Source organism: Bosea vaviloviae (genome assembly GCF_001741865.1).
GTDB lineage: Bacteria > Pseudomonadota > Alphaproteobacteria > Rhizobiales > Beijerinckiaceae > Allobosea > Allobosea vaviloviae.
Genome location: NZ_CP017147.1, coordinates 5,745,173 through 5,768,110, shown reverse-complemented (window position 1 = coordinate 5,768,110; position 22,938 = coordinate 5,745,173). Strand labels below are relative to the sequence as shown.

The following is a 22,938-nucleotide window of genomic DNA, read 5'->3' as shown; positions in this document are numbered from 1 at the left end:
GGCGCGGTCGCGCCGACCCGAGAATCTCCTGCAAGAGATGGTCGGCTCAAGGCCGACCATGACGGTGTTCCTCACATCTTCTTGTAAGCGTCGACGATTGCCTGGCCATCGGTGCCGGCTTTCTTCAGCCAGTCGGCGGTCAGGGTCTCGCCGGCCTTCTTGAAGCCGGCGGCGAGTTCCGGCGAGGGCTGCTGTACCTTCATGCCCTTGGCCTTGAGCTGGTCGAGATACCAGCCGGCCTTCTCTTCCCACATCTTCCAGCCGCGGGCTTCGGCGTCGGCGGAGGCCTTGAGGATCGCATCCTGGGTCGGCTTGTCCAAGGCGGCGAAGGCAGCCTTGTTGACGAAGGTCGCGTTCTTCGGGATCCAGGCCTTGGTGTCATAGAAATGCGTCAGCGATTCCCAGACCTTGGAATCGTAGCCGGTGCCGCCCGAGGACATGAACGAGTTCACCACGCCGGTCGCCAGCGCCTGCGGCAGTTCCGCCGCCTGGATCGTCACCGACTGCATGCCGAGCAGTTCGCCCAGCCGCGTCGTGCCGACATTATAGGAGCGCCATTTCAGCCCCTTCATGTCCTCGACCGTGTTGACGTCCTTCTTGGTGTAGACGCCCTGCGGCGCCCAGGGGACCATGAACAGCAGCTTGATGCCCTGGCTGTCGAGCTTCTTCTCGACCGCGGGTTTCGAGGCGGCATAGAGCTTCTTCGATTCGGCGAAGGAGGCGGCGAGGAACGGCACGACGTCGATGCCGTAGATCGGGTCCTCGTTCTCGTGGATCGACATCAGCACCTCGCCCATCTGGGCCTGGCCGGTCTGGACGGCGCGCTTGATCTCGGGGGCCTTGAACAGCGAGGCGCCCGCATGGACGGTGATCGAGAGCTTGCCTGAGGTGGCGGCCTCGACGTCCTTGGCGAAGATGGCGAGGTTCTCGCTATGGGGATTATCGGCCGGGTAGGCCGCCGGCAGGTTCCATTTGGCCTGCGCCAGCGCACCGGTCGTGGCGAGCGCCAGCGCACCAGTGGCGACGCCGGCCGCGAGCAGGCCCTTGATGAGGTCGTTGCGTGTCATTGCGGTGTCTCCGTTCCCTTGTTGTTGACGCGATGTCATTGCGGCGGAAAGGCCATTTCCGGCAGGATCATCACGATCTGGGGGAAGATCGTAATGATCGCGACGGCGGCGACCAGTAGAAAAAAGAAGGGCAGGGCGGCGAGCGCGACCGTATTGGAGTCCTTGCCCGACATCGTCTGAAGCACGAACAGGTTGAATCCGACCGGCGGCGAGACCTCGGCCATCTCGACGATGAGCACCAGGAAGATGCCGAACCAGACCAGATCGAACCCGGCGCTCTTGATCATCGGAATGACGATCGCGGTCGTCAGCACGATCATCGAGATGCCGTCGAGTGCCGTGCCGAGCACGATGTACATCACCGTCAACGCCGCGATCAGCGCATAGGGCGAGAGGTGCAAGGAATCGACCCAGGCGGCGAGCGCCAGCGGGATGCCGGTATAGGCCATCGAGGTCGACATGAAGGAGGCGCCGGCCAGGATCAGCATGATCATGCAGGTGATCCGCGTCGTGCCCATCACGCTTTGCCAGAACGCCTCTTTCGTCAGCGTGCCGGACCACCAGGCGATGCCGAAGGAGCCGAGCACGCCCCAGGCGGCGCATTCGGTCGCCGTCGCCCAGCCCAGCAGCAGCGAGAGGAAGACCAGCGCGATCAGCAGCATGCAGGGGATGAGCTGGGCTGATTCTTTCAGCTTCTGGCGGAACGGCATCGCCGGCTCCGGCGGCGGCGACTTGTCCGGGTTGAGCATGTGCCAGACGATGATGTAGCCGGAATAGAGTACCATCACGAGCAGGCCGGGCAGGAAGCCGGCGAGGAAGATCTGGATGATCGAGACATTGGCCGCGACCGCATAGACCACCATGGTGATCGAGGGTGGGATCAGGATGCCGAGCGTGCCGGCGCCGGCGAGCGAGCCGAGCGCGAGCTTTTCGTCATAGCCGCGCTTCTTGAGTTCCGGCAGGGCGATCTTGGCAACGGTGGCGCAGGTCGCGGCCGATGAGCCGGAGACCGAGCCGAAGATGCCGCAGGCGAGCACGTTGACATGCATCAATCGGCCCGGAAGCCAGTTGAGCCAGGGGGCGAGCCCCCGGAACATCTCCTCCGACAGCTTGGTGCGGTAGAGAATCTCGCCCATCCAGATAAAGAGCGGCAGGGCGGCCAATGTCCAGGAGGCGCTGTTGCCCCAGATCGTGGTCGCGAGCACCGCGCCGGCCGGGATGCCGCCGGCGACGAACTGCATCGCCACCCAGCCGCAGGCCATCAGAGAGATGGCGATCCAGACGCCGCCGGCCAGGAAGATCGTCAGCAGGAGCAGGAGCAGGCCGGAGATTTCGATCATCGCCATGACGTCACACTCCGCTTGCCATGGCGCGTTCGACGATTTCCTCGTCCGATTGCGCCGGAGGCTTCTCGTAGCGGGGCGCTTGTCCGCGCAGTACGACATGGACGAACTCGTCGAGCATGGCGATGAACAGGATGATGAGGCCGCCGGAATAGCCGAGCTGAGGAATCCACATCGGCATCGGCACGACGCCGCCGGCGATGTCGGTGAACTCGTAGGACTGCCAGGTCATCACCGCCGCGTGCCAGGCGAAGAAGCCGGCGAAGCCGAGGCCGAGCACGAGCGAGAAGGTCTCGAAGCACCAGCGCGTGCGGCCTTCGAACCGGTCGATCAGCAGGCCGACCCGGATCATGTCGCCGGATTTGAAGGTGTGGGCGAGCCCGAGGAACGCCATCGCCGCCATGCACCAGGAGGCAAAGTCGTCGCCAGCGGGAATGTTGAACCCGATCTCGCGGCCGAGCGAGAGGGACATCATCAGAACGAAGATCAGGATGAGGAAGCCGCCGGCGGCATAGCCGGACCAGAGATAGAGGGCGTCGAGCGAGCGGCGCATCATCGGGCGCTCGCTCCCTGATAGGCGCGCCATGCGTCGCCGATTGCCAGGGCTGATCCTGTCATCGCATCCTCCTGCTTCATGAGAGCCAGAGATCGTCGGGCTCCAGATCGGTCTGGCCCCTCAGCCATGTCCCGGTCACAATTGGGATCGTAGCCGCCGAATCCTGCTTGTCAACGTTTCATCGACAATTTATCGATGAAACGTCATCGGGCCTCTCGCCCGCTTGTTCGCGCCGAGGGAGGCTTCACATGACGACGGGTCGCTGGGACTTCTGGATCGACCGTGGCGGCACCTTCACCGATGTGATCGGCCGCGATCCCTCAGGCAAGCTTCACGCCAGGAAGCTGCTTTCGGAGAATCCGGGTGCCTATCGCGATGCGGCGGTGCAGGGCATCCGCGACCATCTCGGGCTGAAGACGGGGGAGCCGATCCCCGCCGGGCTGATCGACGAGGTGCGGATGGGCACTACGGTCGCCACCAACGCGCTGCTCGAGCGCAAGGGCGACCGCACGCTGCTGGTCATCACCAAGGGTTTCCGCGATGCGCTGCGCATCGGCTACCAGGCGCGGCCCGACATCTTCGCCAAGGAGATCATCAAGCCCGAACAGCTCTATGACGCCGTGGCCGAGATCGACGAGCGCGTGCTGGCCGATGGCGAGGTCGAGCGCGCGCCCGACGAGGCCGCGATCCGTGCTGCGCTTCAGGCGCAGTTCGCTGCCGGCTTCCGCGCCGTCGCGATCGTCTTCATGCACGCCTATCGCTATCCCGCCCATGAGCAGGTTGCGGCCCGCATCGCCCGCGAGATCGGCTTCCCGCAGGTTTCGGTGAGCCATGAGGTCTCGCCGCTGATCAAGCTGGTCGGGCGCGGCGATACGGCGGTGGTCGATGCCTATCTCTCGCCGATCCTGGGCCGCTATGTCGCGCAGGTCTCGGAGGAACTCGATATCGCCCGCACCGGCGCGCGCTTGATGTTCATGATGTCCTCGGGCGGCCTCACTGCCGCGGAACTGTTCCAGGGCAAGGACGCGATCCTGTCCGGCCCGGCCGGCGGCGTCGTCGGCCTCGCCGAGACCGGCCGCTCGGCCGGCTTCGACAAGGTCATCGGCTTCGACATGGGCGGCACTTCGACCGATGTCGCCCATTTCGACGGCGAGTATGAGCGTGCCTTCGAGACCGAGGTCGCCGGCGTGCGGATGCGCGCGCCGATGATGCTGATCCATACGGTTGCGGCCGGCGGCGGCTCGATCCTGCATTATGACGGTGCACGCTTCCGCGTCGGGCCCGATTCCGCCGGCGCCAATCCCGGCCCGGCCGCCTATCGCCGTGGCGGGCCGCTCGCGGTGACCGACGCGAACGTCATGGTCGGCAAGCTGATCCCGGCCTATTTCCCGCCGATCTTCGGCGAGAAGCGCGATCAGCCGCTCGATGTCGAGACCGTCAAGGCGAAGTTCGCGGCGCTCGCGGCCGAGGTCGGCGATGGCCGCTCGCCTGAGGAGGTCGCCGACGGCTTCATCCAGATCGCGGTCGCCAACATGGCCGAGGCGATCAAGAAGATCTCCGTCCAGCGCGGCTACGACATCACCCGCTATGCGCTGAATTCCTTCGGCGGTGCCGGCGGGCAGCATGCCTGCCTCGTGGCCGATGCGCTCGGCATCAAGACCGTGCTGCTGCATCCATTCTCCGGCCTGCTCTCGGCCTATGGCATGGGGCTCGCCGAAATCCGCTCGACGCGAACGGCTGCGCTCGATGTGCCGCTCGACGATGGGGCGAAGGCTGCCATCGCAAGCGTTGCAGACAAGCTCGCGGCCGAGACCCGCTCCGAATTGACGGGGCAGGGCGTGCCCACTGAGGCAATCGCCATCCATATCAGAGCCCATATCCGCTATGCCGGCACCGATACGGCGATCGCCGTTGCGGCCGGCACCCGCGCCGGGATGAGGCAAGCTTTCCAGCTCGCGCATAAGGCGCGCTTCGGCTTCATGGACGAGAGCAAGGCGCTGGTCGTCGAGGCGGTCGAGGTCGAGGCCGTCGGCGGCGGGGCGAAGTTCGAGGAGGCGTCGTCGGCGGAGAGCGCCGGCGAGCCGGCAGCAGCCGAGCGCACCCGCCTCTTTTCGAAGGGGCAGTGGCATGACGCGGCGATCGTGCGCCGCGAGGCGATGTCGCCCGGTCAGCAGATTGCGGGGCCGGCCATCATCATCGAGCCGAACCAGACCGTGGTGGTCGAGGAGGGCTGGTCGGCCAAGCTTACGGCCAAGGACCATCTCGTGCTGGTGCGCTCGAAGGCGCTGGTTCAGAACGCCGCGATCGGCACCAGGGCCGATCCGGTGATGCTGGAGATCTTCAACAACCTGTTCATGTCGATCGCCGAGCAGATGGGCGTGACGCTGCAGAACACTGCCTATTCCGTGAACATCAAGGAACGGCTCGACTTCTCCTGCGCTGTCTTCGACACCACCGCCTCTCTCGTCGCCAACGCGCCTCACATGCCGGTGCATCTGGGCTCGATGGACAAGTCGGTCGAGACCGTCATCAAGAACAACCCGGTGATCATGCCGGGCGATGTCTACTGCCTGAATGCGCCCTATAATGGCGGGACGCATCTGCCCGACATCACCGTCTGCACGCCGGTCTTCGACGAAGCGGACAAGGCGATCCTGTTCTGGGTGGCGAGCCGCGGCCATCATGCCGATGTCGGCGGCGTGGCGCCTGGTTCGATGTCGCCGCTGGCGACGCATATCGAGGAGGAGGGCGTCTATATCGACAATTTCAAGATCGTCGATCAGGGCCGCTTCTGCGAGGATGATCTCGTCAAGCTCCTGACCGGCGCGCGCTATCCGGTCCGCAACGTCGTCCAGAACGTCAACGATCTGAAGGCCCAGATCGCCGCTAATGAGAAGGGCGTGGCGGAGCTCAGGAAGATGATCGCCTCCTTCGGTCTCGACGTGGTCCAGGCCTATATGGGCCATGTCCAGGACAATGCGGCCGAGAGCGTGGCGCGGCTTTTGACCAAGCTCCACGACGCCGAGTTCACCTATCCGATGGACCAGGGCTGCGCGATCAAGGTCAAGGTCACGATCGATCGCGAAAAGCGCGAGGCGACGGTCGACTTCACCGGCACTTCGGAGCAGCGCGGCGACAATTTCAACGCGCCGGCGCCGGTGACGCGCGCCGCCGTGCTCTATGTCTTCCGCGTCATGGTCGATGATGCGATCCCGATGAATGCCGGCTGCCTCAGGCCGATCAGGATCATCATCCCGGAGGGGTCGATGCTCTCGCCGCGTTATCCGGCTGCCGTGGTGGCGGGCAATGTCGAGGTCAGCCAGGCGGTGACGAACACGTTGTTCGGGGCGCTGGAGGCGATGTCGGCCTCGCAGGGCACGATGAACAACCTCACCTTCGGCAATGACGAGTACCAGTATTACGAGACGATCTGCTCGGGCTCGCCTGCGGGCCCAGGTTTCAACGGCACCTCGGGTGTGCATGTCCATATGACGAACTCGCGCCTGACCGACCCGGAAATCCTGGAGACGCGTTTCCCGGTCGTGCTGGAGGATTTCCACATCCGGGCCGGCTCCGGCGGCAAGGGGCAGTGGAGCGCCGGCGACGGCACCAGCCGTACCATCCGTTTCCGCAAGACCATGGACTGCGCCATCCTCGCCTCGCATCGCAAGGTCCGCCCCTTCGGCATGAAAGGCGGCGAGGCCGGGCAATTGGGCAAGACGACGGTGCGCAGGCTGTCCGGCGTGGTCGAGGAGCTGAAGCCCTCCGATCAAACGCTGCTGCAGGCCGGTGAGGCGGTGACGGTGATCACGCCGACGGCCGGGGGATATGGCAAGCCGAAGGGGTGAGGTCTTCCCGTCGTCAGATTCGCGCCGGCGTCGTGCCTTTCACGGCGTTGGCCCGCGCGACATAGGAGACCTGGCCGTCGCGCCCGGCGGTCAGGCGCGCTTTGACCCTCTCCTTCAGGAGCGCGACATCGTCGGGCACCATTGCGGCGACCGCGCCACTGATCGCCGAGCTGAGCAGGCAAATCCGCCAGAACTCGTCGAAATCGGCAAAGTCGCGTTGCACCACGATCTCGCGTGTCTCGACATTGATCAGTCCGGCTTCCGTCCAGAGCTGCGCCAGGGCATCGATCCGCGCGATGTCGGCCTGTGGCGGACGCAGCGGCTCGATCCCGAAGGCCCTCATCTCTGCCTGGATAGGCTCGAGCGGGAAGCCGCCGCCGAGAATGTCCCAGGCATAAGCTGCGGCCAGCCCGCCGGGGCGCAGGACCCGGACCATTTCCGCGAGGCCTTTGGCAGGGTCGGGAACGAAGAAGATCACCAGTGCCATGATGGCGGCATCGAAATCTCCGGCCGGAAACGGCAGCGCCATGGCGTCGCCAAGCGTAAACTCTGCCAGCGCGGCGACGGGCCGCGTCTGCGCGAAAGCCAGCTGCCCGGGCGAGGGATCGATGCCTTTCAGCATGGCGGGCGCGCATCGATCGAAGATCAGCTGGGTCGAAGCGCCGTTGCCGCAACCGACATCGACCCAGCGCAGGCCCTGGGCCGGGGCGAGCCAATCGAGGAAGACGTCGCCAGCGAGCCGGCTCCATTTGCCCATCATCTGCTCGTAGGCCGCTCCGTCATCGAAGCGAATCTGCTGTTGGGTCATCGGGACATCCTCTCACCTGCGATGGGCGGCGCACCATCAGATTGGAAAGAAGCGACAGCAAGACCTACAGTCCCTAACAGCCTCTAACTGCAGAGACCACCACGGAGACACCCCATGCCGCAGACCTGGATGATCACTGGCGCCAATCGCGGCATCGGCCTTGCCATCACGATGGAATTGCTGCGCCGTGGCGACCATGTCGTGGCGGCGGCGCGCAATCCCTGGGGCGGGGCGCTGGCGGAACTCGCGGCCGAGCACACATCGGCGCTGATCCCGCTCGAACTCGACGTCACCTCCAACGAGAGCGTCGCAGCGGCGAAGGCCGCGCTCGGCGACCAGCCGCTCGATGTGCTGGTGAACAATGCCGGCCTCTATGGCCCGCGTGACAAGCAGACCGGGCTGAGCGTCGATTTCGACGCCTGGCGCGAGGTCTTCGAGGTCAATGTCTATGCGCCCTTGCGGGTGGCGCAGGCCTTCCTGCCCAATGTCGAGGCCGGTGCCGGCCGCAAGATCGCGACCATCTCCAGCCGCATGGGCTCGCTCGGCAGCAATCCGTCGGGCTCGCTGATCTATCGCTCCTCAAAGACGGCGGTGAACATGGCCATGGTCGTGTTCGGCAACGCCATCCGCGAGCGCGATGTCAGCGTGCTTTTGTTCCATCCGGGCTGGGTCCAGACCGATATGGGCGGCGGTGCGGCCGACATCACGCCGGCTGAGAGCGCCTCCAGCCTGATCCGCACGATCGATGCGTCGGGCATGGCCGAGACCAACAGCTTCCGGAACTGGACGGGCGAGGCGATTCCCTGGTGAGGGCTCCGCTCGCCGCCGCTCAGCTTGCGCGCGCCGAGGCGAGCCAGAGGCCGCCGCCGATCAGGAAACCGCCGCTGACCTTGGACAGCAGCCGGACGCGCTTCTGCGAGAGCAGGCGTCCGGCCCGGCTGGAAAGCAGGGCGTAGGCGCTGTCGCTGATCGCAGCGAAGAGCATCGCGGTTGCGCCCATGATCGCGATCTGGGTGAGATGGTCGCGGCCTGCGTCGAGGAACTGCGGAAAGAAGGCTCCGAAGAAGAGCAGCGTCTTCGGGTTGCTGAGCGCAACCAGCACGCCCTGCAGGAAAAAGCCGCCGCGCGGGGCCTTGGCTGGTGCCGCGTTGTCCTCACGGCCGCCGGCCGCGCGGAACATCTTCCAACCCAACCAGATCAGATAGGCCGCGCCGGCAAGACGCAACCAATCGAACCAATGGCCCATCGCCGCGATGACCGAACTCAGGCCGATGCCGACGATGCCGATCATGATCGCGAGGCCAGCTTGTGTTCCCGCCACATTCTGGAGCCCGGCGCGGCTACCGTGCTTCAGGCTGTTGGCGATGATCAGCGTGACGGTCGGGCCGGGCACGATGATGATGACGAGACAGGCAACGAGATAGGCGGCGTAGAGTTCGAGCGACATGGCGGGCGGCCTCCGATGGGACCGGCTCTTGCTCTGCCGCCCCGTCATGCGAGTCTAGCTTTGCGATGTGCAGGAGGGAAGGGAGGTTGGAATGGGTGAACCCGGTTTCAAAGTCGTTCCGTTGACACCGGAGCGCTGGCCCGATCTCGAAGATCTCTTCGGCCCCAAGGGGCCCTGCTATGGCTGCTGGTGCAATCATTTCCGCATGCCGCAGAAGCGGCGCATGCCCTTGCTGGGCGAGGGCGCACGCCTGCTGTTCGAGGAGCGGGTGCGAAAGGGGCCGCCGCCCGGCGTCGTCGCTTTCGAGGGCGACATGCCTGTCGGCTGGCTGCAGGTCGGTCCCCGCGCCCATATACCCGAATGGAACAACCCGCGCCGCGCCTCGACGCCGCTGCCGGACGCGCCAGCCGAGGATGAGCGCAACTGGGCGGCCTCCTGCTTTTTCGTGCGCAAGGGCTTTCGCGGCAAGGGCGTAACCGCCGATCTGCTCGATGGAGCGATCAGCTTCGCGCGCGACAGCGGCGCGCGGCTGCTCGAGGCCGCGCCGATGGATCACGAATTCAAGCGCAGCAGCGAAGGGCTCTATGTCGGAGCCGAACGTGTCTTCCTGCGGGCGGGCTTCAGCGAGATCGCGCGGCAGAAGGAAGGCCGGCCGCTGATGCGCCTGGTCCTGTGACGCCTTCTCAGGCGCTGGCGAGAATGAAGCTCCGCAGCACGGCGAGGGCCCGTTCGGGATCGTCGGGGACAATGCCGTGGCCGCAGCCCGCAAAACGCTCGAAACGGACCTGTTCGGGCGGAAGGCTATCCGCGATTACCTCGCTGAAGGCGATCGGCGTGATCGGATCCTCCTCGCCTCCCATCACCAGGACCGGGCAGGTCAGATCGGCCAGTGCGGCACGAAAATCAAAGCGCCCCTGTTCGTTGTTCGGGCCGTTGAACCGGATGCCCGTCTCGTTGCGCGTGATGAGCCTTCGGATCCAATCCGTCGAGTCCGACTGCGGCCGCGCGCTGTAGAGCGGAAAGCAAATCTCCAGATAGGGCGCTCGCGTCTCGGGCGAGGGCGCCGACCAGTAGCTCCGGGCGATCTGACCGGCTGGTAGTCCTCCGATCCGCTCAAAGGCCGCGTAGGTCGCCGTGAAGTCGAATTTCGCGGCTGTCGAGATCAGGATCAGCTTGGCCGCATGCTCCGGATGCCGCGTGGCATAGGACTGGGCCACGAAGCCGCCAAACGAGGTGCCGAGCACAATGGGCTTTTCGATGCCGAGCGCATCGCAGAGGCCTTTCACGTCATCGCCCCATTGCGCGAGCGTCCAGCTCTCGCGCGGACCGTCCTCGCTGCGCCCGCAGCCGCGATGGTCGTAATAGACGATCTGCGTGATGTCGCTCAGCGCGGAGAAGGCGGGTTTGTATATGCTGTGATCCGCGCCGGGGCCGCCATGCAGCAGGATCAGCGTCGGCTTTTGCCGCATGCGCGGGCCGTCAGGCACCAGGCCGGCACCCTCGACGTCGACGTAGAGTCTGATGCCATTGACCTTGACGAACATGGCCGCGCTCCCTTGCCTCAGGCGCATTCCCTTGCCTCAGGCGATGGAGCGACGATAGTCACGCCCCGGATTCGCTCAAGTCTGCGGTTCCGCCGTCACTGGGGCAATTTCCGATCCGATTGGATCGTTCAATTGCCCAGATCTTTGTTTTAACGCATTTTCTTCACGCGAACCGGTATCCACTTCGCTCGAAAATGCTCTGAGGAGCCCATCCATGATCCGCATCACGCTCGCCGGCTGCACCGGCTGGGTCGGCAAGGCGCTCGTCGCGGCGATCATGGCCGCGCCCGATCTCGAACTGGTCGCCGGCGTCTCGCGCAAGGCTGCGGGGCGCGATCTCGGCGAGGCGGCGGGGCTCCCCGCCAATGGGCTGCCGGTGTTCGCCGGCATGACCGAGGCGCTGTTTGTGCCCAGTGATGTGGTGATCGACTACACCAAGCCCGACAGCGTGAAGGGCAATGTGCTCGCGGCGGTCGCGGCTGGGCGCCATGTCGTCGTCGGTGCATCCGGTATGACGGCTGAGGACTATGCCGAGATCGATGCGGCCGCGAAGGCTAAAAGCGTCGGCGTGCTTGCCGCCGGCAATTTCTCGATCACGGCGACATTGCTGCGCCGCTTCGCCCGCGAGGCGGTCAAATACGTTCCCGATGTCGAGATCATCGACTACGCCTCGCCCTCCAAGCCTGACACGCCGTCCGGCACCGGGCGCGAGCTGGCCGAGACGCTCGGGGCCGAGCGCATGGCCGCGACCTCGAAGCCGGTATCCGAGCTCGGCGGCGTCCGCGAGACGCGCGGCGGCGCGATCGGCGCGCCCCATCCGGTGCAGGTCCATTCGCTGCGGATGCCGGGCTTCGTGCTCTCCTGCGAGGCTGTGTTCGGGCTGCCCGACGAGCGCCTGGTGATCCGCCACGATGCCGGCACCTCGGCCGCGCCTTATGTCGGGGGCACCTTGCTGGCAGCGCGGCGCGTCTCCGACCAAACCGGCCTGAGGCGCGGTCTCGACAGCCTGATGGGCTGACGAAGCTGCAGCGCGGAGACCGCTCCGCGCAAAGGTCGATAACTGGCTAAATAATTGATATTATTTGATTTAGCCGCGCTCTGTTAACCGCTCATTCGTCCGCCTCTGCGAAACCTCGCGCCAATCTGGCGAAAGTGGCTTTGGCGATGCGGCGAGTGGGTTTGACGGCGAAGATCACGCTGCTGTTTGCGCTGCTCGGCGTCGCGGCGGGGCTTGGCCTGTTCAGCGCGGTGAAGGGCCTCGACGAGGTGCGCGAGATCGACCGGCAGGCTTTCACCAGCCTGGCGCTGGCGAACAAGGCCGCCTTGCTCTCGAACCGGGTGGCGAATGCGTCCTTGCTCAGCCAGTTCGACGAGACGGCGAGCCCCCGTTCCGTCGAGGCGGTGCTCGATACGCTGGACGGCGCCGTCGAACTTGTCGATGCGGCGCGCGCGAGCCTGCTCTCGGCCTTGCCGGACGCGATCCGCCAGGCCAACCCCACGCTGGATCCGAACATCCAAACCTTCATCGCCTTCAAGAAGGACATTGTCGATATCGGCCGGCGTATCTCGCCCAAGGCCGCCTTGCTCGAAGCGAGCGCCGATGCGGCCCGCGAAAACGTCCGCCAGATCATCTCCGTCACCTCAAAGCTTACCGACGATCTCGACAAGCGCGCGCAGATCAGCGCCGCGCAAGCGGGCGCATTGGCCCAGGCGCTGCGCCTGCGCACGATCGTGATCGCGCTGTGCCTGCCGCTCGGCGGGGCCTTACTGGCGGTCTATCTGCTGCGCACCCATCTGACGCGGCCCTTGCGCGAACTGATGGCGGCGATCGGCGTCGCGACCTCCTCATCGCGGGTCATCGAGGTGCCGCATGTGCAGCGGCGCGACGAGATTGGCCAGCTTGCCCGCACGGTGCGGACATTGAGCGAGGTCCGCACCACGCTGGTGACGCGCGAGGCGGAGGCCGATCTCGCGCATTCGCATGCCGGCGCGCGGACGCAGGAACTCGGCCGGATCGCCGAGGCTTTCGAGGACAGGATCGGCGTCCTGCTGGCCGATATCGCGGGGCTCAGCGATGTGCTGCACGGCGCGCTGCAGGAAGCGGCCGTGCGCGCCCAGCAGGTCTCGGCGGCCTCGGGCACGGCGGCGACCGCGGTCGAGGGGGCGGGCGCCGATGCGCGCGGTATCACCGAGGCGGCCTTGCGGCTCGAACATGTCGTTGGGGAGATCAACAGCGAGGTCGGCCGGGTTTCGCAGACGGCCTCAGCGGCGAACCGGGACGCGGCCGGCGCTGTCCATCTGGTCGGCCGCCTGACCGAGAATGCGGCCCAGATCCGCGATGTCGTCGGCCTCATCGAGGCGATCGCGCGGCAGACCAATCTACTGGCGCTGAACGCGACGATCGAGGCGGCGCGCGCCGGCGTGCATGGGCGCGGCTTTGCCGTGGTCGCCAGCGAGGTCAAGGCGCTCGCCGGCCAGACAGCCGACGCGACGGCACGGATCGTGCGCCGCATCGGCTTGGTCAACAGCGCCTTGTCGGACGCGGCCCAGGCGGTCTCGGGCATCGTCGCCAGCGTCGGTGCGGTCGAGCAGACCAGCACCGAGATTTCGAGCATGGTCGGTTCGCATGCCGAACTTCTCGGCTCACTCGGCGATACGGTCGCGCGGATCTCCTCCGTCACCGGTGCGGCCGCCGGCGCCATGGCCGAGATCGCCATGGCCAATGCGCAATCGGTCGCCCGGGCCGATATGGGCGCGGCCGGCGCCCGCGACCTCGACGCCCGCATCGCGGCGCTGCAGGGCGAGGCCGAGGAATTCGTCCGCCGCCTGCGCGCGGCTTGAGGTCGCGCTTGCCATTCCGGCGCGACTCGCGGCGTTGTGCGGCATGATCCGGACCCATCCATTTTCCCGCCGATGAACTGGTCGCCGCAGCAGGATGCCGCGCTCACCGCGGTCGCACGCTGGCTTCAGGCCGGCGAGCCGCAGCTTTTCCGGATGTTCGGCTATGCCGGCACGGGCAAGACCACCTTGGCGCGCCATATCGCCGAGGCCGTCGACGGCGATGTCGTCTTCGCCGCCTTCACGGGCAAGGCCGCGCTCGTCCTGCGCAACAAGGGTTGCGCAGGCGCGCAGACGATCCATTCGCTGATCTATCGCTCGCGCGGCGTCGAGGAGGAGAGCCCGACCTTCGTGCTCAACCGCGAGAGCGTTGCAGCCAAGGCCAAGCTGATCATCATCGACGAATGCTCGATGGTGGACGAGGATCTCGGCAAGGACCTGCTCTCCTTCGGCACGCCGGTGCTGGTGCTGGGCGATCCGGCGCAGCTCCCCCCGGTCAAGGGCGGCGGCTTCTTCACCGAGGTCGAGCCCGACGTGATGCTGACCGAGGTGCACCGGCAGGCGGCCGATAATCCGATCGTGCGGATGTCGATGATCATCCGCGAGGGGGGGCGGCTCGATGTCGGCGATTACGGCCAGAGCCGCGTCATCCGGCGCGATGAGGTGACGCCCGAAATCGTGCTCGGCGCCGACCAGGTGTTGGTCGGCATGAACAAGACGCGGCGCAACTACAATGCCCGCATGCGCCAGCTCATGGGCCGCACCGAGACCGTTCCCGTCGCGGGCGAGAAGCTCGTCTGCCTGCGCAACGACAAGAGCAAGGGCCTGCTCAATGGCGGCTCATGGATCGTGCAGGAGCTGAAGACCTCGAAGAAGGGGCTCGTCACCATGCGGGTGACGCCGGAGGACGACACCGCGGCTAAGCCCGTCAAGGTTTCGGTTTTGCCGAATTTCTTCGATGGCACCGAGGACGAGGTGCCCTGGGAATTGCGCAAGCACACCGACGAATTCACCTTCGGCTACGCGCTGACCGTCCATAAGGCGCAAGGCTCGCAATGGGACGATATCGTGCTGTTCGACGAAAGCTTCGCCTTCCGCGAGCACCGCGCGCGGTGGCTCTATACCGGGCTGACGCGAGCGGCGGAGACGATCACGGTGGTGGTGTGATAGGGTGTGCGCGTCACGCCGGAGGTGCAATGTCGGAGCCTGACGAAAGCCCATCGACCGATGAATCGATCGAGCATGACCTCGGCGAAATCACCGAGAGTATGTATCTGCAGCTTTTGAATTCGTCGGTCTGCGAATGGCTCAGTGCTGCCGATGCGGACGCGTATGATGGCCTCCTGGATCTCGCTGACTTTGCTCGGCCCCGCGCCGTCGTCCCGGGCTTGACCCTGAATCCATCATAGGGCTCGACGGCGCTCTGCGATGGATCCCGGGTCAAGCCCGGGATGACGTGGTGTTTCCGAATTCAATCAGTTTTGCTTTTACCGAACTGTCGGCAAACTCACTCACAACGTCTGCGCCGTCGTCCCCTTTGCCACGATTGGCCCGGTCGGGCGGCCGGTCGGCGAGCCTGTCGCCGGCTCCAGCGTGATCTCGAAGAGCTGATCCTTGCCGAGCGGGAGCTGGTCGAGCCTCAGGCTCGTCGAGCGGGCGCGCTCGATCAGCCCGACCGAACGCGGGCCGACCGCGCGGTCCCAGAGCGTCCAGATTTCGAGCGCCTTGCCCTCGGGCACATGGATCGCCTGCAGCGGCACCATCTCGACGCGGCCATCGGCGAAGGTGTTGACCACGGCCGCCGCGACGCTGGCCTCGGTCAGCAGCACGGCCACCATGACCGGTTGGCGCCTGGCCCGGTCGAGCGCCCCGTTGAGGCCGATGGCGAGCAAGATGGCCGCGAGTGCACCGGCCAAGGCCGCGCCGCGCCAGACGAAGAGGCTGTTCCACCAGGCCGACAGGCGGCTGCCGGCGGAGGGGGCGGCTTTGCGCACGGCCGTCTTCGCCGCTTGCGCCGGGGCAGCGTTCTCAGTCAGCGTCGCCAGTTCGGCTTCGATCCGGCTCCATAGGGCAGGCGAGGGCGCAAGCGGGGTTGCTGTTGCGTCGATGCCGGCGAAATGGCGGCGCCAGCTCTCGACGGTGGCAGTGAGTTCGGCATCGCTTTCGAGCTGCTGCTCGAAGGCGACGCGATCGGCCCCTTCGAGCAAGCCGAGGACATATTCGCCGGCCTGGGCCGCGCGCTCGCCTTGCGTCAGGTTGATGTCGGTGGAGGGGCTCATCCGAGACACTCCTTCAGCGTCATCAGCGAGCGCCTGATCCAGGATTTCACCGTGCCGATCGGCATGTTCAGCCTGCCGGCGATCTCGCCATGGGTCAGGCCCTGGACGAAGGCGAGCAGCACGATGCCGCGCCGCTGCGGCGGCAGCGTCTCGAGGCAGGCGCGCAGCGCTTTGGCATCCGACAGCTTCGACATGACGGTCTCGGGATTGTCCTCTTCGCTCGCCATCTCCTCGGCGACAGGTTCTTCACGCGTTTCCGTGCGCTTCTCGTCGCGCAGGATCGAGAGCGAGCGGTTGCGCAGGATCGCGTAGATCCAGGTCAGGCCGCCGCCGCGCTCGGGGTCGAACCGCGCCGCGTGCCGCCAGATCAGGACGAAGGCATCCTGCACCGCCTCCTCGGCCAAGGCGCGACGCTTCAGCAAACGCAGCGCCACACCCAGCATACGCGCGGACTCGGCGTCGTAGATGCGCCGGAGCGCCGATTTATCGCCGGAAGCGCAGGCGCGCAGCGCGGATTCGATCGCTGCAGCCTTTGCCGTCAGCGTGGCGTCGCTCGCCATCCCGCTCTCCCCTGCTGACGCAACGCCCTGCCGGCCAGCCTGTAGTTACACGTCTCGGGCGACTGCGGATGCAGCAGGATTCTTTATTTTTCCCGCCGCATCCGCAAGCGGGAACGCAGCGTTGCCGCTTGCGAGTGCTGCGGCTGGACAGAGGCCGGCGGCACCGGAACAGACAACCGGAGGATAACGGCATGGACCGCAACACCCGTCTTGCGCTGATTGCTTCGACGATTCTTGTTGCTTCGACGATTCTTGGCGCATCCCTTGTCGCGCCGCTGGCTGCCCAGGCCGGCATGCTGGCCGCGCTCAGCGGCGACGACACCCTGACGATGATCGACACTGCGACCCTGAAGGCCGGCAAATCGATGAAGGTCAGCGGCATCACCGGCAAGATCGCCGGCATCGATGTCCGCCCCGCCGACGGCATGCTCTATGCGCTGACGGCAGACGGCACGATCTATACGGTCGATGCTGCCGGCAAGGCGACGATGAAATCCAAGATGGACACCGTGCTTTCGGCTGGTGCCATGGCCACCGTCGATTTCAACCCGGTCGCAGACCGCATGCGCGTGATCGGCTCGGACGGCACCAATCTTCGCGTCAATGTCGATGACGGCAAGACCACGGTCGATGGCAAGCTGAAATTCGCCGAGACCGACATGCACAAGGGCGAGGCGCCGATGATCGTCGCCGGCGCCTACATCAACGCGGTGAAGGGCGCCAAGGAGACGGTGCTCTACGACATCGACGCCAAGATCGGCGGCCTGATCAAGCAGGCGCCCCCCAATGATGGCGTGCTCGGAGCGGTCGGAAAGCTCGGAATCAGCCCCAAAGCCATCGCCTTCGACATCGAGACAGCGGCCGATGGAATCAATACCGGCTGGTTGCTGGCGGATGGCGCCCTGCACAAGGTCGATCTCGCCACCGGCAAGGCCGCGATGGTCGGCCAGATTACTGGGCTGACCGCGCCTGTGCGTGACGTGGCGGCGCTCCCGGCGTCGTAAGTTCGGGGAGACCTGACCTGGCCATTCCAGAGGGCCGCTGCCTCGCAAGGGGATGGCGGCCCTTTTCATGTTTCGTCCGCCGGCTCGGAAGTGAGATAGGGGCGTCGCTCTCGCCATCAAATGGCGCGATGTCTCTCGGTTTTTCGCCATGATTTGCATCGACCCTGTATCGTGATGTTTCGGTCGAATCCCGATCGGAGATGCATAGATGGCGACCCCGGACGACAGCCGCACCAGTGGCATCGGGCTCCAGCGTTTCGGCCTCGGCGCAAGGCCGGGGCAGCCGCGCGATCAACGTGACGCGGCGCGCGAGAGCATGCTGGCCGAGGTTGCGCGCGGCGTCGTCGCCCAGCCGTTGAACCCACCTTTCTCGGGCGCAGCCGAGATTGGCGGCGCGCTCTTCGCCTTCGAGGACAAGGAGCGCATGGAGCGCGAAGCGCGGCGTGTCGCCGGGCAGGCGCAGGCCATGCAAGTCGCGGCCGCGCCACCCAATCCGCAAGCTGCGCAAAATCCGCAAGCCCCAGTTGCCCCGCAGGCACCGGCCGCTCCGCAAAACCAGATGGCGCAGCCGGCCAAGCCTCCCAACGAGCCGCCGCTGCCGTTCAAGACCTATCGCGACGAGGTTGTCGCCCGGGTCCAGCTCGCGCTCGAGGCCGAGAGCGGCTTTGCCGAGCGCTTGGTGCAGTTCTGGTCGAACCATTTCTGCATCGCCGCGACCAAGAGCAATATCGGGCGCAGCATGGCGGGGGCCTATGAGCGCGAAGCCATTCGGCCTCACGTCTTCGGCCGTTTCGAGGAGATGCTGGTCGCGGCCGAGAGCCATCCGGCCATGCTCGATTTCCTGGACAACCGGCTCTCGGTGGGACCGGGCTCGCCGGCCGGCAAACGGCGCGGGCGAGGCTTGAACGAGAACCAGGCACGCGAAATCCTCGAATTGCACACGCTCGGCGTCCATGGCGGCTATTCCCAGGCCGACGTCACCAATCTCGCCCGCATCATCACGGGCTGGACGATGGTCGGGCGCGAGGCGGTGCTGGGTTTTCCCGGTTCCTTCGCCTTCAATATCGGGTTGCACGAGCCTGGGACGCAGCCCCTGCTGGGCAAGGACTATGCCCAACCCGGCAAGGCACAGGGGCTGGCGGCCTTGACCGACCTCGCGCATCATCCCGCCACTGCCGATTTTATCGCTTTGAAGCTGGCTCGGCACTTCGTGGCCGACGAGCCGCCGCCAACTCTGGTCGCTTCGCTGTCGGAGGTGTTCCGCCGGACGCAAGGCGATCTCGCCGCCGTCTCGCGGGCGCTGCTCGAATCGAACGCGGCCTGGAATGCCGAGCCGAGCAAGATCCGCTCTCCGCAGGAGTTTTTGATCGCGAGCTATCGCGCGCTTAGCCGCAAGGCCGATCCCGGCCAGATTCTCGGACCTCTCGGCGTGATGGGGCAGCCCTTCTGGCAGCCGTCGGGACCCAATGGCTATCCCGACACCAACGCCGCCTGGGCCTCGGCCGAAGGCATCAAGACCCGCATCGACGTCGCTGCTGGCTGGGGCCGGCAGGCGGCCGGCAGCGTGCCCGATCCGCGCGCGCTGACCGAGGATATTCTTGGCCCGCTTGCCTCGCCCGAGACCCGTCAGACCGTGGCGCGGGCGGAAAGCAAGCCGCAGGCGCTGGCGCTGATGCTGATGTCGCCCGAATTCCAGCGGAGGTGAACCCGATGGCGGATCTCGACGACGATTGCGAAGCGATGACGCCCTCGCGGCGGGCCGTGCTGGGCGCGGCGGGGGCGCTCTTCGCCTGGTCCTTCGTGCCGAAATTCGCCTATGCGGCGGCGGGCAGCCGTGATCCGCGCTTCCTGCTCGTGGTGCTGCGCGGCGCGCTTGACGGCCTCTCGGCCGTGCCGCCGATCGGCGATCCCGACTATGCCGGTTTGCGCGAGGGCATTGCCCTGACCAAGGACGGTCCCGACGCCGCCTTGCCGCTCGACGGCTTCTTCTACCTGCATCCTGCCATGCCGAACCTGGCGCGGCTCTACGCTTCGGGCCAGGCTTCGATCGTGCATGCGGCGGCGACGGGCTATCGCGAGCGCTCTCATTTCGACGGGCAGGACGTGCTCGAAAGCGGGCAGGTCGGTCCCGGCCGCACCGATAGCGGCTGGCTCAATCGCCTGATCGCGAGCCTGCCGCCCGGCGAGACGGTGTCGCGCCATGGCGTGCTCGGCGTCGGCGTGGTGCCACCTTTGGTGGTGCGCGGCCCGGCGCCGATCCTGGGATGGTCGCCGCCGCGCATGGCGCGCGCCGGGCCCGATCTGATGCAGCGCCTGTCCGATCTCTACGGCCAGCGCGATCCCGGGCTGGCGCGCGCGCTCACCCAGGCGATCGAGACCGAGGCCATCGCCCTGCGCAGCAGCATGAATGGCGACACGCGGGGCGGGGGCGGCCCCGACAGCACTGAGGGCATGAAGCGCATCGCCGAGGGCGCGGCGGGGCTTGTCGGCGCCGATGACGGGCCGCGCATCGCCGCGCTCGCCTTCGAGGGCTGGGATACGCATGCCAATGAGGGCGGGGCCAAGGGGCGTCTCGCGCAATTGCTGGGCGGGCTCGACGGCGCGCTGGCTGCCTTCGAGCAGGGTCTCAAGCCGGTCTGGAAGGATACGGTGGTGATGGTCGTTACCGAGTTCGGCCGCACCGCGAAGGTCAACGGCACGGTCGGCACCGACCACGGCACCGGCACGATCGCCTTCCTCGTCGGCGGCGCGGTCAAGGGCGGGCGCATGGTCGTGGACTGGCCCGGCCTGAAGCCCGAGCAACTTTACGAGAAGCGCGATCTCAAGCCGACGACGGATATCCGTGGCGTCGCCAAGGGCGTGGTGTCGGAGCTGTTCGGGCTCTCGGGGCCGGTGCTGGCGGAGAGAGTGTTCCCGGGCACCGGCGCGCTTGCGCCGATGCGGGGGCTGGTGGGGTAGGGCTGCTTTCCTTCTCCCACCCATCTCGGGCTTGCCCGAGATGGGCAGCTCAAAGTGTCAAAGTCGGCAACAGCCGACTTTGATGGGGGGAGAAGGTGGCAGCGCGTAGCGCTGACGGGTGAGGGAAGTTCTTGTCTTGAAGGAGAAAAGGGCCGCTTGCGCGACCCTTCCCTCATCCGCCTCGCTTCGTTCGGCACCTTCTCCCCCGAGGGGAGAAGGGAAGCCTATGCCCATTCGCGCTTGGCGAGCTTTTCCTCGAAAGCCTGGATCTTCGTGGCCTTCTCCATGGTCAGGCCGATATCGTCGAGGCCGTTGATCAGGCAGTGCTTGCGGAACGGGTCGAGGTCGAACTTCACCGTGCCGCCGTCGGGGCCCTTGATCTCCTGCTTTTCGAGATCGACCGTCAGCGTCGCGTTCGAGCCGCGATCGGCGTCGTCGAACAGCTTCTCCAGATCCTCCGGGCTGACCACGATCGGCAGAATGCCGTTCTTGAAGCAGTTATTGTAGAAAATGTCGGCGAAGGACGTCGAAATCACGCAGCGGATGCCAAAATCGAGCAGGGCCCAAGGTGCGTGCTCGCGTGACGAGCCACAGCCGAAATTGTCGCCGGCGACCAGGATCTCCGACTTGCGATAGGCCGGCTGGTTCAGCACGAAATCGGGGTTCTCCGAGCCGTCCTCCTTGTAGCGCATCTCGGCGAACAGGGCAGTGCCGAGCCCGGTGCGCTTGATCGTCTTGAGGTACTGCTTGGGGATGATCATGTCGGTGTCGACATTGATCACCTTCAGCGGGGCGGGCGTGGAGGTCAGCGTGGTGAAGGGCTGCATGGCGGGAACTCCTGATCGACAGTCCTTTAGCCGAACTGCGCGGCGCGGAGAACCCTCAAATCCGCGTGTCCGATAACCCCAGACCCGCATTCAAGACATCTCGATTGACACCCAGCCCTCATCCTGAGGAGAAGCCGTAGGCTTCGTCTCGAAGGATGCTCCAGATGTCTCCGGAGCCTGCTGGAGCATCATCCTTCGAGACGCCGCTTCGCGGCTCCTCAGGATGAGGGCTGTTGGGGGCAAGGCCGTCAGATATAGGCGATGTAACGCCCTGCCGCCGCCACGCCGAGCCAGATCACCAGCGAGAGCGCGGCCGGCACCCTTGCGGCGCGCGCGGTCATGCTGGGATAGCCGCGCTTCAGCGCCCGCTCCATCCACAGCACGTTCAGCAAGCCGATCGCAATCAGCGCCAGCTTGATCTGGAAGGAGGGGTTCCTGATGATAGCGCTCGCCTCCGGCGTGAACAGGACGATGCCGCTGGCGAGAAGCATGCAGAACGCGCCGATCGCGACCGGGCGAAAGCGGCGGATGACGCTCTCCGTCGCGTCGTCGCGCAGCGCGCCGAGGACGCGCAGATCCATGATCGCGACGCTGGCGAAGAAGACCAGCACCGCGAGCACATGCACGACATTGGCGATCGGATAGATCAGCACGGCGTCACGGATGCCCAGCCCGAAGGTCGAGCGTTCCAGCGTCTGCAGGATGGCGATGCCGGCATGCTCCACGCCGGCTCACCTCAGCTCGAAGCGCTTGCCGGCGACCTCGATCCATTCCGCCCGCATCTCACCCTGCTTGACGCGGCTGGGATAGCCATAGGCCGTAATCGTGGTGCCGACCTTGATCAGCTCCTGCAGGGCGCCGCGCGCCTGCATGCGCGAGGGCGGCGCGAAGGTCAGCTCCCAATCCTTGCCGTCGGCGGCGATGTCGGCATGGACATGGGGGTTGATGTATTCGAGCGTCTTGATCGGCCCGGTCAGCGTCACCGGGTTCTGGGCATCGTAGGAGCCCCACCCGTGATGGGCGAAGGCGGCCGCGGGCAAGGCTACGGCTAGGGTGGCGAAGGCGAGGCGGCGCATGGTCGGTCTCCGCGTTCGTGTTTCCAGGCGAAGGTTAGAGCCGTGCGAGGCGGCGTCAATGAGGCGACAGCGACGCGGTCGCATTCACGGATGCGTCAGCGGTCCGATCGCATGGCCGGGCCGCGCTCGCTGCCAGGCCCGCAGCATTCCTCAGAGCTGCGAGGTCAGCAGCTTGAAGCTGGCGAAGGTGAAGAAGGCGGCGAGACAGGCCTCCGCGCGGCGGCGGATCCGGCGATAGCCGGAGATCATCGAGGCGGTCGAAAACAGCACCGCGTAGAACTGGTTGATCCCCAGCGAGATCAGCATGCAGCCGATAATGATGGCGTAGAGCACGACCGGCGGCGTATCCGGGCGCAATCCCAGCGCGATGATCGCCGTCCAGCTCAGGATCGCCTTGGGATTTGTCAGGTGCATCAGGTAGCCGCGCAGGAAGCTGCGGCGTCCTGAGATGGCGGCTTTCGGCGGCGGCATCTCGACCCGCATGGCCGAGCGTGCCGAACGCCAGGCCAGGAACAGCAGATAGACCCCGCCGACGATCTTGATGGTGTAGAGCGCTCCGGGATGGGCCACGACCAGGCCGGTGACGCCGATCGCGGCCAGGATTCCCCAGGTCAGCGAGCCGGCGGTGACGCCGAGCGCCAGTATGGCGCCAGCGTCCCGGCCACGTTCCATCGAGGTAGCCATGACGACGAGGTTGCTGGGGCCGGGGCTGGCGACGGCCAGGAAGAAGGCCGAGTAGACCAGCGCCAGATCAGGCAAGTGACGGATCAGATCGTTGAGCAT

The 22,938-nt window shown here is 66.1% G+C and carries 22 protein-coding genes; 10 read left to right on the top strand and 12 right to left on the bottom strand.

The window, feature by feature from the left end; genetic code table 11:
• Positions 1-71: 71 nt before the first annotated feature.
• Genes BHK69_RS26630 through BHK69_RS26620 form a run of 3 tightly spaced genes read right to left on the bottom strand, consistent with a single transcriptional unit; the run spans position 72 to position 2,966 of the window.
• Positions 72-1,067, bottom strand: coding sequence for a TRAP transporter substrate-binding protein (locus tag BHK69_RS26630; RefSeq protein ID WP_069692743.1), 996 nt, complete (start codon positions 1,065-1,067; stop codon positions 72-74).
• 35 nt (positions 1,068-1,102) lie between these two features.
• Positions 1,103-2,413 carry a TRAP transporter large permease gene (locus tag BHK69_RS26625; RefSeq protein ID WP_069692742.1) on the bottom strand — a complete coding sequence of 437 codons (1,311 nt, stop codon included), beginning with the start codon at positions 2,411-2,413 and terminating at the stop codon, positions 1,103-1,105.
• Positions 2,414-2,417: 4 nt separating this feature from the next.
• Positions 2,418-2,966: a TRAP transporter small permease gene (locus BHK69_RS26620; protein WP_069692741.1), complete on the bottom strand. Its 549-nt coding sequence runs from the start codon at positions 2,964-2,966 to the stop codon at positions 2,418-2,420.
• Positions 2,967-3,214: 248 nt separating this feature from the next.
• Between BHK69_RS26620 and BHK69_RS26615 the strand changes: the two genes are divergently transcribed.
• Positions 3,215-6,814, top strand: a complete 3,600-nt coding sequence (locus BHK69_RS26615) for a hydantoinase B/oxoprolinase family protein (protein ID WP_069692740.1) — start codon at positions 3,215-3,217, stop codon at positions 6,812-6,814.
• A gap of 13 nt (positions 6,815-6,827) precedes the next feature.
• Here the strand turns inward: BHK69_RS26615 and BHK69_RS26610 are convergent, their stop codons facing one another.
• Positions 6,828-7,622: a class I SAM-dependent methyltransferase gene (locus BHK69_RS26610; protein ID WP_069692739.1), complete on the bottom strand. Its 795-nt coding sequence runs from the start codon at positions 7,620-7,622 to the stop codon at positions 6,828-6,830.
• Between the two features lie 114 nt (positions 7,623-7,736).
• Between BHK69_RS26610 and BHK69_RS26605 the strand changes: the two genes are divergently transcribed.
• Positions 7,737-8,432, top strand: a complete 696-nt coding sequence (locus tag BHK69_RS26605) for an SDR family oxidoreductase (protein WP_069692738.1) — start codon at positions 7,737-7,739, stop codon at positions 8,430-8,432.
• 19 nt (positions 8,433-8,451) lie between these two features.
• On the opposite strand, the gene BHK69_RS26600 is transcribed toward BHK69_RS26605, so the two are convergent.
• The gene (locus BHK69_RS26600) at positions 8,452-9,069 is read right to left on the bottom strand and encodes a LysE family translocator (RefSeq protein ID WP_069692737.1); all 618 of its coding nucleotides are present in this window, start codon (positions 9,067-9,069) and stop codon (positions 8,452-8,454) included.
• 91 nt (positions 9,070-9,160) lie between these two features.
• On the opposite strand from BHK69_RS26600, the gene BHK69_RS26595 reads away from it, so the two are divergent.
• Positions 9,161-9,745 carry a GNAT family N-acetyltransferase gene (locus BHK69_RS26595; RefSeq protein ID WP_069692736.1) on the top strand — a complete coding sequence of 195 codons (585 nt, stop codon included), beginning with the start codon at positions 9,161-9,163 and terminating at the stop codon, positions 9,743-9,745.
• A 7-nt stretch (positions 9,746-9,752) separates the two neighbouring features.
• On the opposite strand, the gene BHK69_RS26590 is transcribed toward BHK69_RS26595, so the two are convergent.
• On the bottom strand, positions 9,753-10,613 hold the full coding sequence (locus tag BHK69_RS26590) for an alpha/beta fold hydrolase (protein ID WP_069692735.1): 861 nt from the start codon (positions 10,611-10,613) through the stop codon (positions 9,753-9,755).
• Positions 10,614-10,827: 214 nt separating this feature from the next.
• Here BHK69_RS26590 and dapB point away from each other — a divergent pair, with 214 nt between their 5' ends.
• From dapB to BHK69_RS26570, 4 genes are all read left to right on the top strand, one after another.
• Positions 10,828-11,631, top strand: a complete 804-nt coding sequence (gene dapB, locus BHK69_RS26585) for a 4-hydroxy-tetrahydrodipicolinate reductase (RefSeq protein WP_069692734.1) — start codon at positions 10,828-10,830, stop codon at positions 11,629-11,631.
• Between the two features lie 161 nt (positions 11,632-11,792).
• Positions 11,793-13,454 (top strand): methyl-accepting chemotaxis protein, encoded by a 1,662-nt coding sequence (locus BHK69_RS32775; protein WP_158516285.1) that lies wholly within the window; start codon positions 11,793-11,795, stop codon positions 13,452-13,454.
• Positions 13,455-13,526: 72 nt separating this feature from the next.
• The gene (locus BHK69_RS26575; RefSeq protein WP_069692732.1) at positions 13,527-14,618 is read left to right on the top strand and encodes an ATP-dependent DNA helicase; all 1,092 of its coding nucleotides are present in this window, start codon (positions 13,527-13,529) and stop codon (positions 14,616-14,618) included.
• A gap of 29 nt (positions 14,619-14,647) precedes the next feature.
• Complete coding sequence (locus BHK69_RS26570) at positions 14,648-14,860, top strand: hypothetical protein (protein ID WP_069692731.1); 213 nt, start codon at positions 14,648-14,650, stop codon at positions 14,858-14,860.
• A 102-nt stretch (positions 14,861-14,962) separates the two neighbouring features.
• Here the strand turns inward: BHK69_RS26570 and BHK69_RS26565 are convergent, their stop codons facing one another.
• Together BHK69_RS26565 and BHK69_RS26560 are read right to left on the bottom strand one after the other, a co-directional pair.
• A complete protein-coding gene (locus BHK69_RS26565) occupies positions 14,963-15,730 on the bottom strand; it encodes an anti-sigma factor (RefSeq protein WP_069692730.1) in 768 nt (255 codons plus the stop codon).
• The gene (locus BHK69_RS26560; protein WP_069692729.1) at positions 15,727-16,290 is read right to left on the bottom strand and encodes a sigma-70 family RNA polymerase sigma factor; all 564 of its coding nucleotides are present in this window, start codon (positions 16,288-16,290) and stop codon (positions 15,727-15,729) included. Before BHK69_RS26560 ends, BHK69_RS26565 begins: the two co-directional genes overlap by 4 nt.
• Before the next feature lie 68 nt (positions 16,291-16,358).
• Here BHK69_RS26560 and BHK69_RS26555 point away from each other — a divergent pair, with 68 nt between their 5' ends.
• The 3 genes from BHK69_RS26555 to BHK69_RS26545 all read left to right on the top strand — a co-directional run bounded on the left by BHK69_RS26555 (position 16,359) and on the right by BHK69_RS26545 (position 20,252).
• Positions 16,359-17,294, top strand: coding sequence for a DUF4394 domain-containing protein (locus BHK69_RS26555; protein WP_244548330.1), 936 nt, complete (start codon positions 16,359-16,361; stop codon positions 17,292-17,294).
• A gap of 208 nt (positions 17,295-17,502) precedes the next feature.
• Positions 17,503-18,999, top strand: coding sequence for a DUF1800 domain-containing protein (locus BHK69_RS26550; RefSeq protein ID WP_069692727.1), 1,497 nt, complete (start codon positions 17,503-17,505; stop codon positions 18,997-18,999).
• A 5-nt stretch (positions 19,000-19,004) separates the two neighbouring features.
• Positions 19,005-20,252: a DUF1501 domain-containing protein gene (locus BHK69_RS26545; RefSeq protein ID WP_069692726.1), complete on the top strand. Its 1,248-nt coding sequence runs from the start codon at positions 19,005-19,007 to the stop codon at positions 20,250-20,252.
• Positions 20,253-20,476: 224 nt separating this feature from the next.
• On the opposite strand, the gene leuD is transcribed toward BHK69_RS26545, so the two are convergent.
• From leuD to BHK69_RS26525, 4 genes are all read right to left on the bottom strand, one after another.
• A complete protein-coding gene (leuD, locus tag BHK69_RS26540; RefSeq protein WP_069692725.1) occupies positions 20,477-21,079 on the bottom strand; it encodes a 3-isopropylmalate dehydratase small subunit in 603 nt (200 codons plus the stop codon).
• A 248-nt stretch (positions 21,080-21,327) separates the two neighbouring features.
• Positions 21,328-21,804, bottom strand: coding sequence for a DUF6644 family protein (locus BHK69_RS26535; RefSeq protein ID WP_069692724.1), 477 nt, complete (start codon positions 21,802-21,804; stop codon positions 21,328-21,330).
• 6 nt (positions 21,805-21,810) lie between these two features.
• Positions 21,811-22,155 carry a DUF6152 family protein gene (locus BHK69_RS26530; RefSeq protein ID WP_069692723.1) on the bottom strand — a complete coding sequence of 115 codons (345 nt, stop codon included), beginning with the start codon at positions 22,153-22,155 and terminating at the stop codon, positions 21,811-21,813.
• Positions 22,156-22,305: 150 nt separating this feature from the next.
• A complete protein-coding gene (locus BHK69_RS26525; RefSeq protein WP_069692722.1) occupies positions 22,306-22,938 on the bottom strand; it encodes a LysE family translocator in 633 nt (210 codons plus the stop codon).

Coding starts and splice junctions, on each gene's coding strand:
- BHK69_RS26595 (WP_069692736.1), top strand. CDS start 9,161: ATGGGTGAACCCGGTTTCAAAGTCGTTCCGTTGACACCGGAGCGCTGG.
- BHK69_RS26610 (WP_069692739.1), bottom strand. CDS start 7,622: ATGACCCAACAGCAGATTCGCTTCGATGACGGAGCGGCCTACGAGCAG.
- BHK69_RS26590 (WP_069692735.1), bottom strand. CDS start 10,613: ATGTTCGTCAAGGTCAATGGCATCAGACTCTACGTCGACGTCGAGGGT.
- BHK69_RS26615 (WP_069692740.1), top strand. CDS start 3,215: ATGACGACGGGTCGCTGGGACTTCTGGATCGACCGTGGCGGCACCTTC.
- BHK69_RS26575 (WP_069692732.1), top strand. CDS start 13,527: ATGAACTGGTCGCCGCAGCAGGATGCCGCGCTCACCGCGGTCGCACGC.
- BHK69_RS26555 (WP_244548330.1), top strand. CDS start 16,359: ATGCAGCAGGATTCTTTATTTTTCCCGCCGCATCCGCAAGCGGGAACG.
- BHK69_RS26630 (WP_069692743.1), bottom strand. CDS start 1,067: ATGACACGCAACGACCTCATCAAGGGCCTGCTCGCGGCCGGCGTCGCC.
- BHK69_RS26605 (WP_069692738.1), top strand. CDS start 7,737: ATGCCGCAGACCTGGATGATCACTGGCGCCAATCGCGGCATCGGCCTT.
- BHK69_RS26560 (WP_069692729.1), bottom strand. CDS start 16,290: ATGGCGAGCGACGCCACGCTGACGGCAAAGGCTGCAGCGATCGAATCC.
- leuD (WP_069692725.1), bottom strand. CDS start 21,079: ATGCAGCCCTTCACCACGCTGACCTCCACGCCCGCCCCGCTGAAGGTG.
- BHK69_RS26625 (WP_069692742.1), bottom strand. CDS start 2,413: ATGGCGATGATCGAAATCTCCGGCCTGCTCCTGCTCCTGCTGACGATC.
- BHK69_RS26565 (WP_069692730.1), bottom strand. CDS start 15,730: ATGAGCCCCTCCACCGACATCAACCTGACGCAAGGCGAGCGCGCGGCC.
- BHK69_RS26530 (WP_069692723.1), bottom strand. CDS start 22,155: ATGCGCCGCCTCGCCTTCGCCACCCTAGCCGTAGCCTTGCCCGCGGCC.
- BHK69_RS26570 (WP_069692731.1), top strand. CDS start 14,648: ATGTCGGAGCCTGACGAAAGCCCATCGACCGATGAATCGATCGAGCAT.
- BHK69_RS26600 (WP_069692737.1), bottom strand. CDS start 9,069: ATGTCGCTCGAACTCTACGCCGCCTATCTCGTTGCCTGTCTCGTCATC.
- BHK69_RS26525 (WP_069692722.1), bottom strand. CDS start 22,938: ATGCTCAACGATCTGATCCGTCACTTGCCTGATCTGGCGCTGGTCTAC.
- dapB (WP_069692734.1), top strand. CDS start 10,828: ATGATCCGCATCACGCTCGCCGGCTGCACCGGCTGGGTCGGCAAGGCG.
- BHK69_RS26620 (WP_069692741.1), bottom strand. CDS start 2,966: ATGATGCGCCGCTCGCTCGACGCCCTCTATCTCTGGTCCGGCTATGCC.
- BHK69_RS26545 (WP_069692726.1), top strand. CDS start 19,005: ATGGCGGATCTCGACGACGATTGCGAAGCGATGACGCCCTCGCGGCGG.
- BHK69_RS26550 (WP_069692727.1), top strand. CDS start 17,503: ATGGCGACCCCGGACGACAGCCGCACCAGTGGCATCGGGCTCCAGCGT.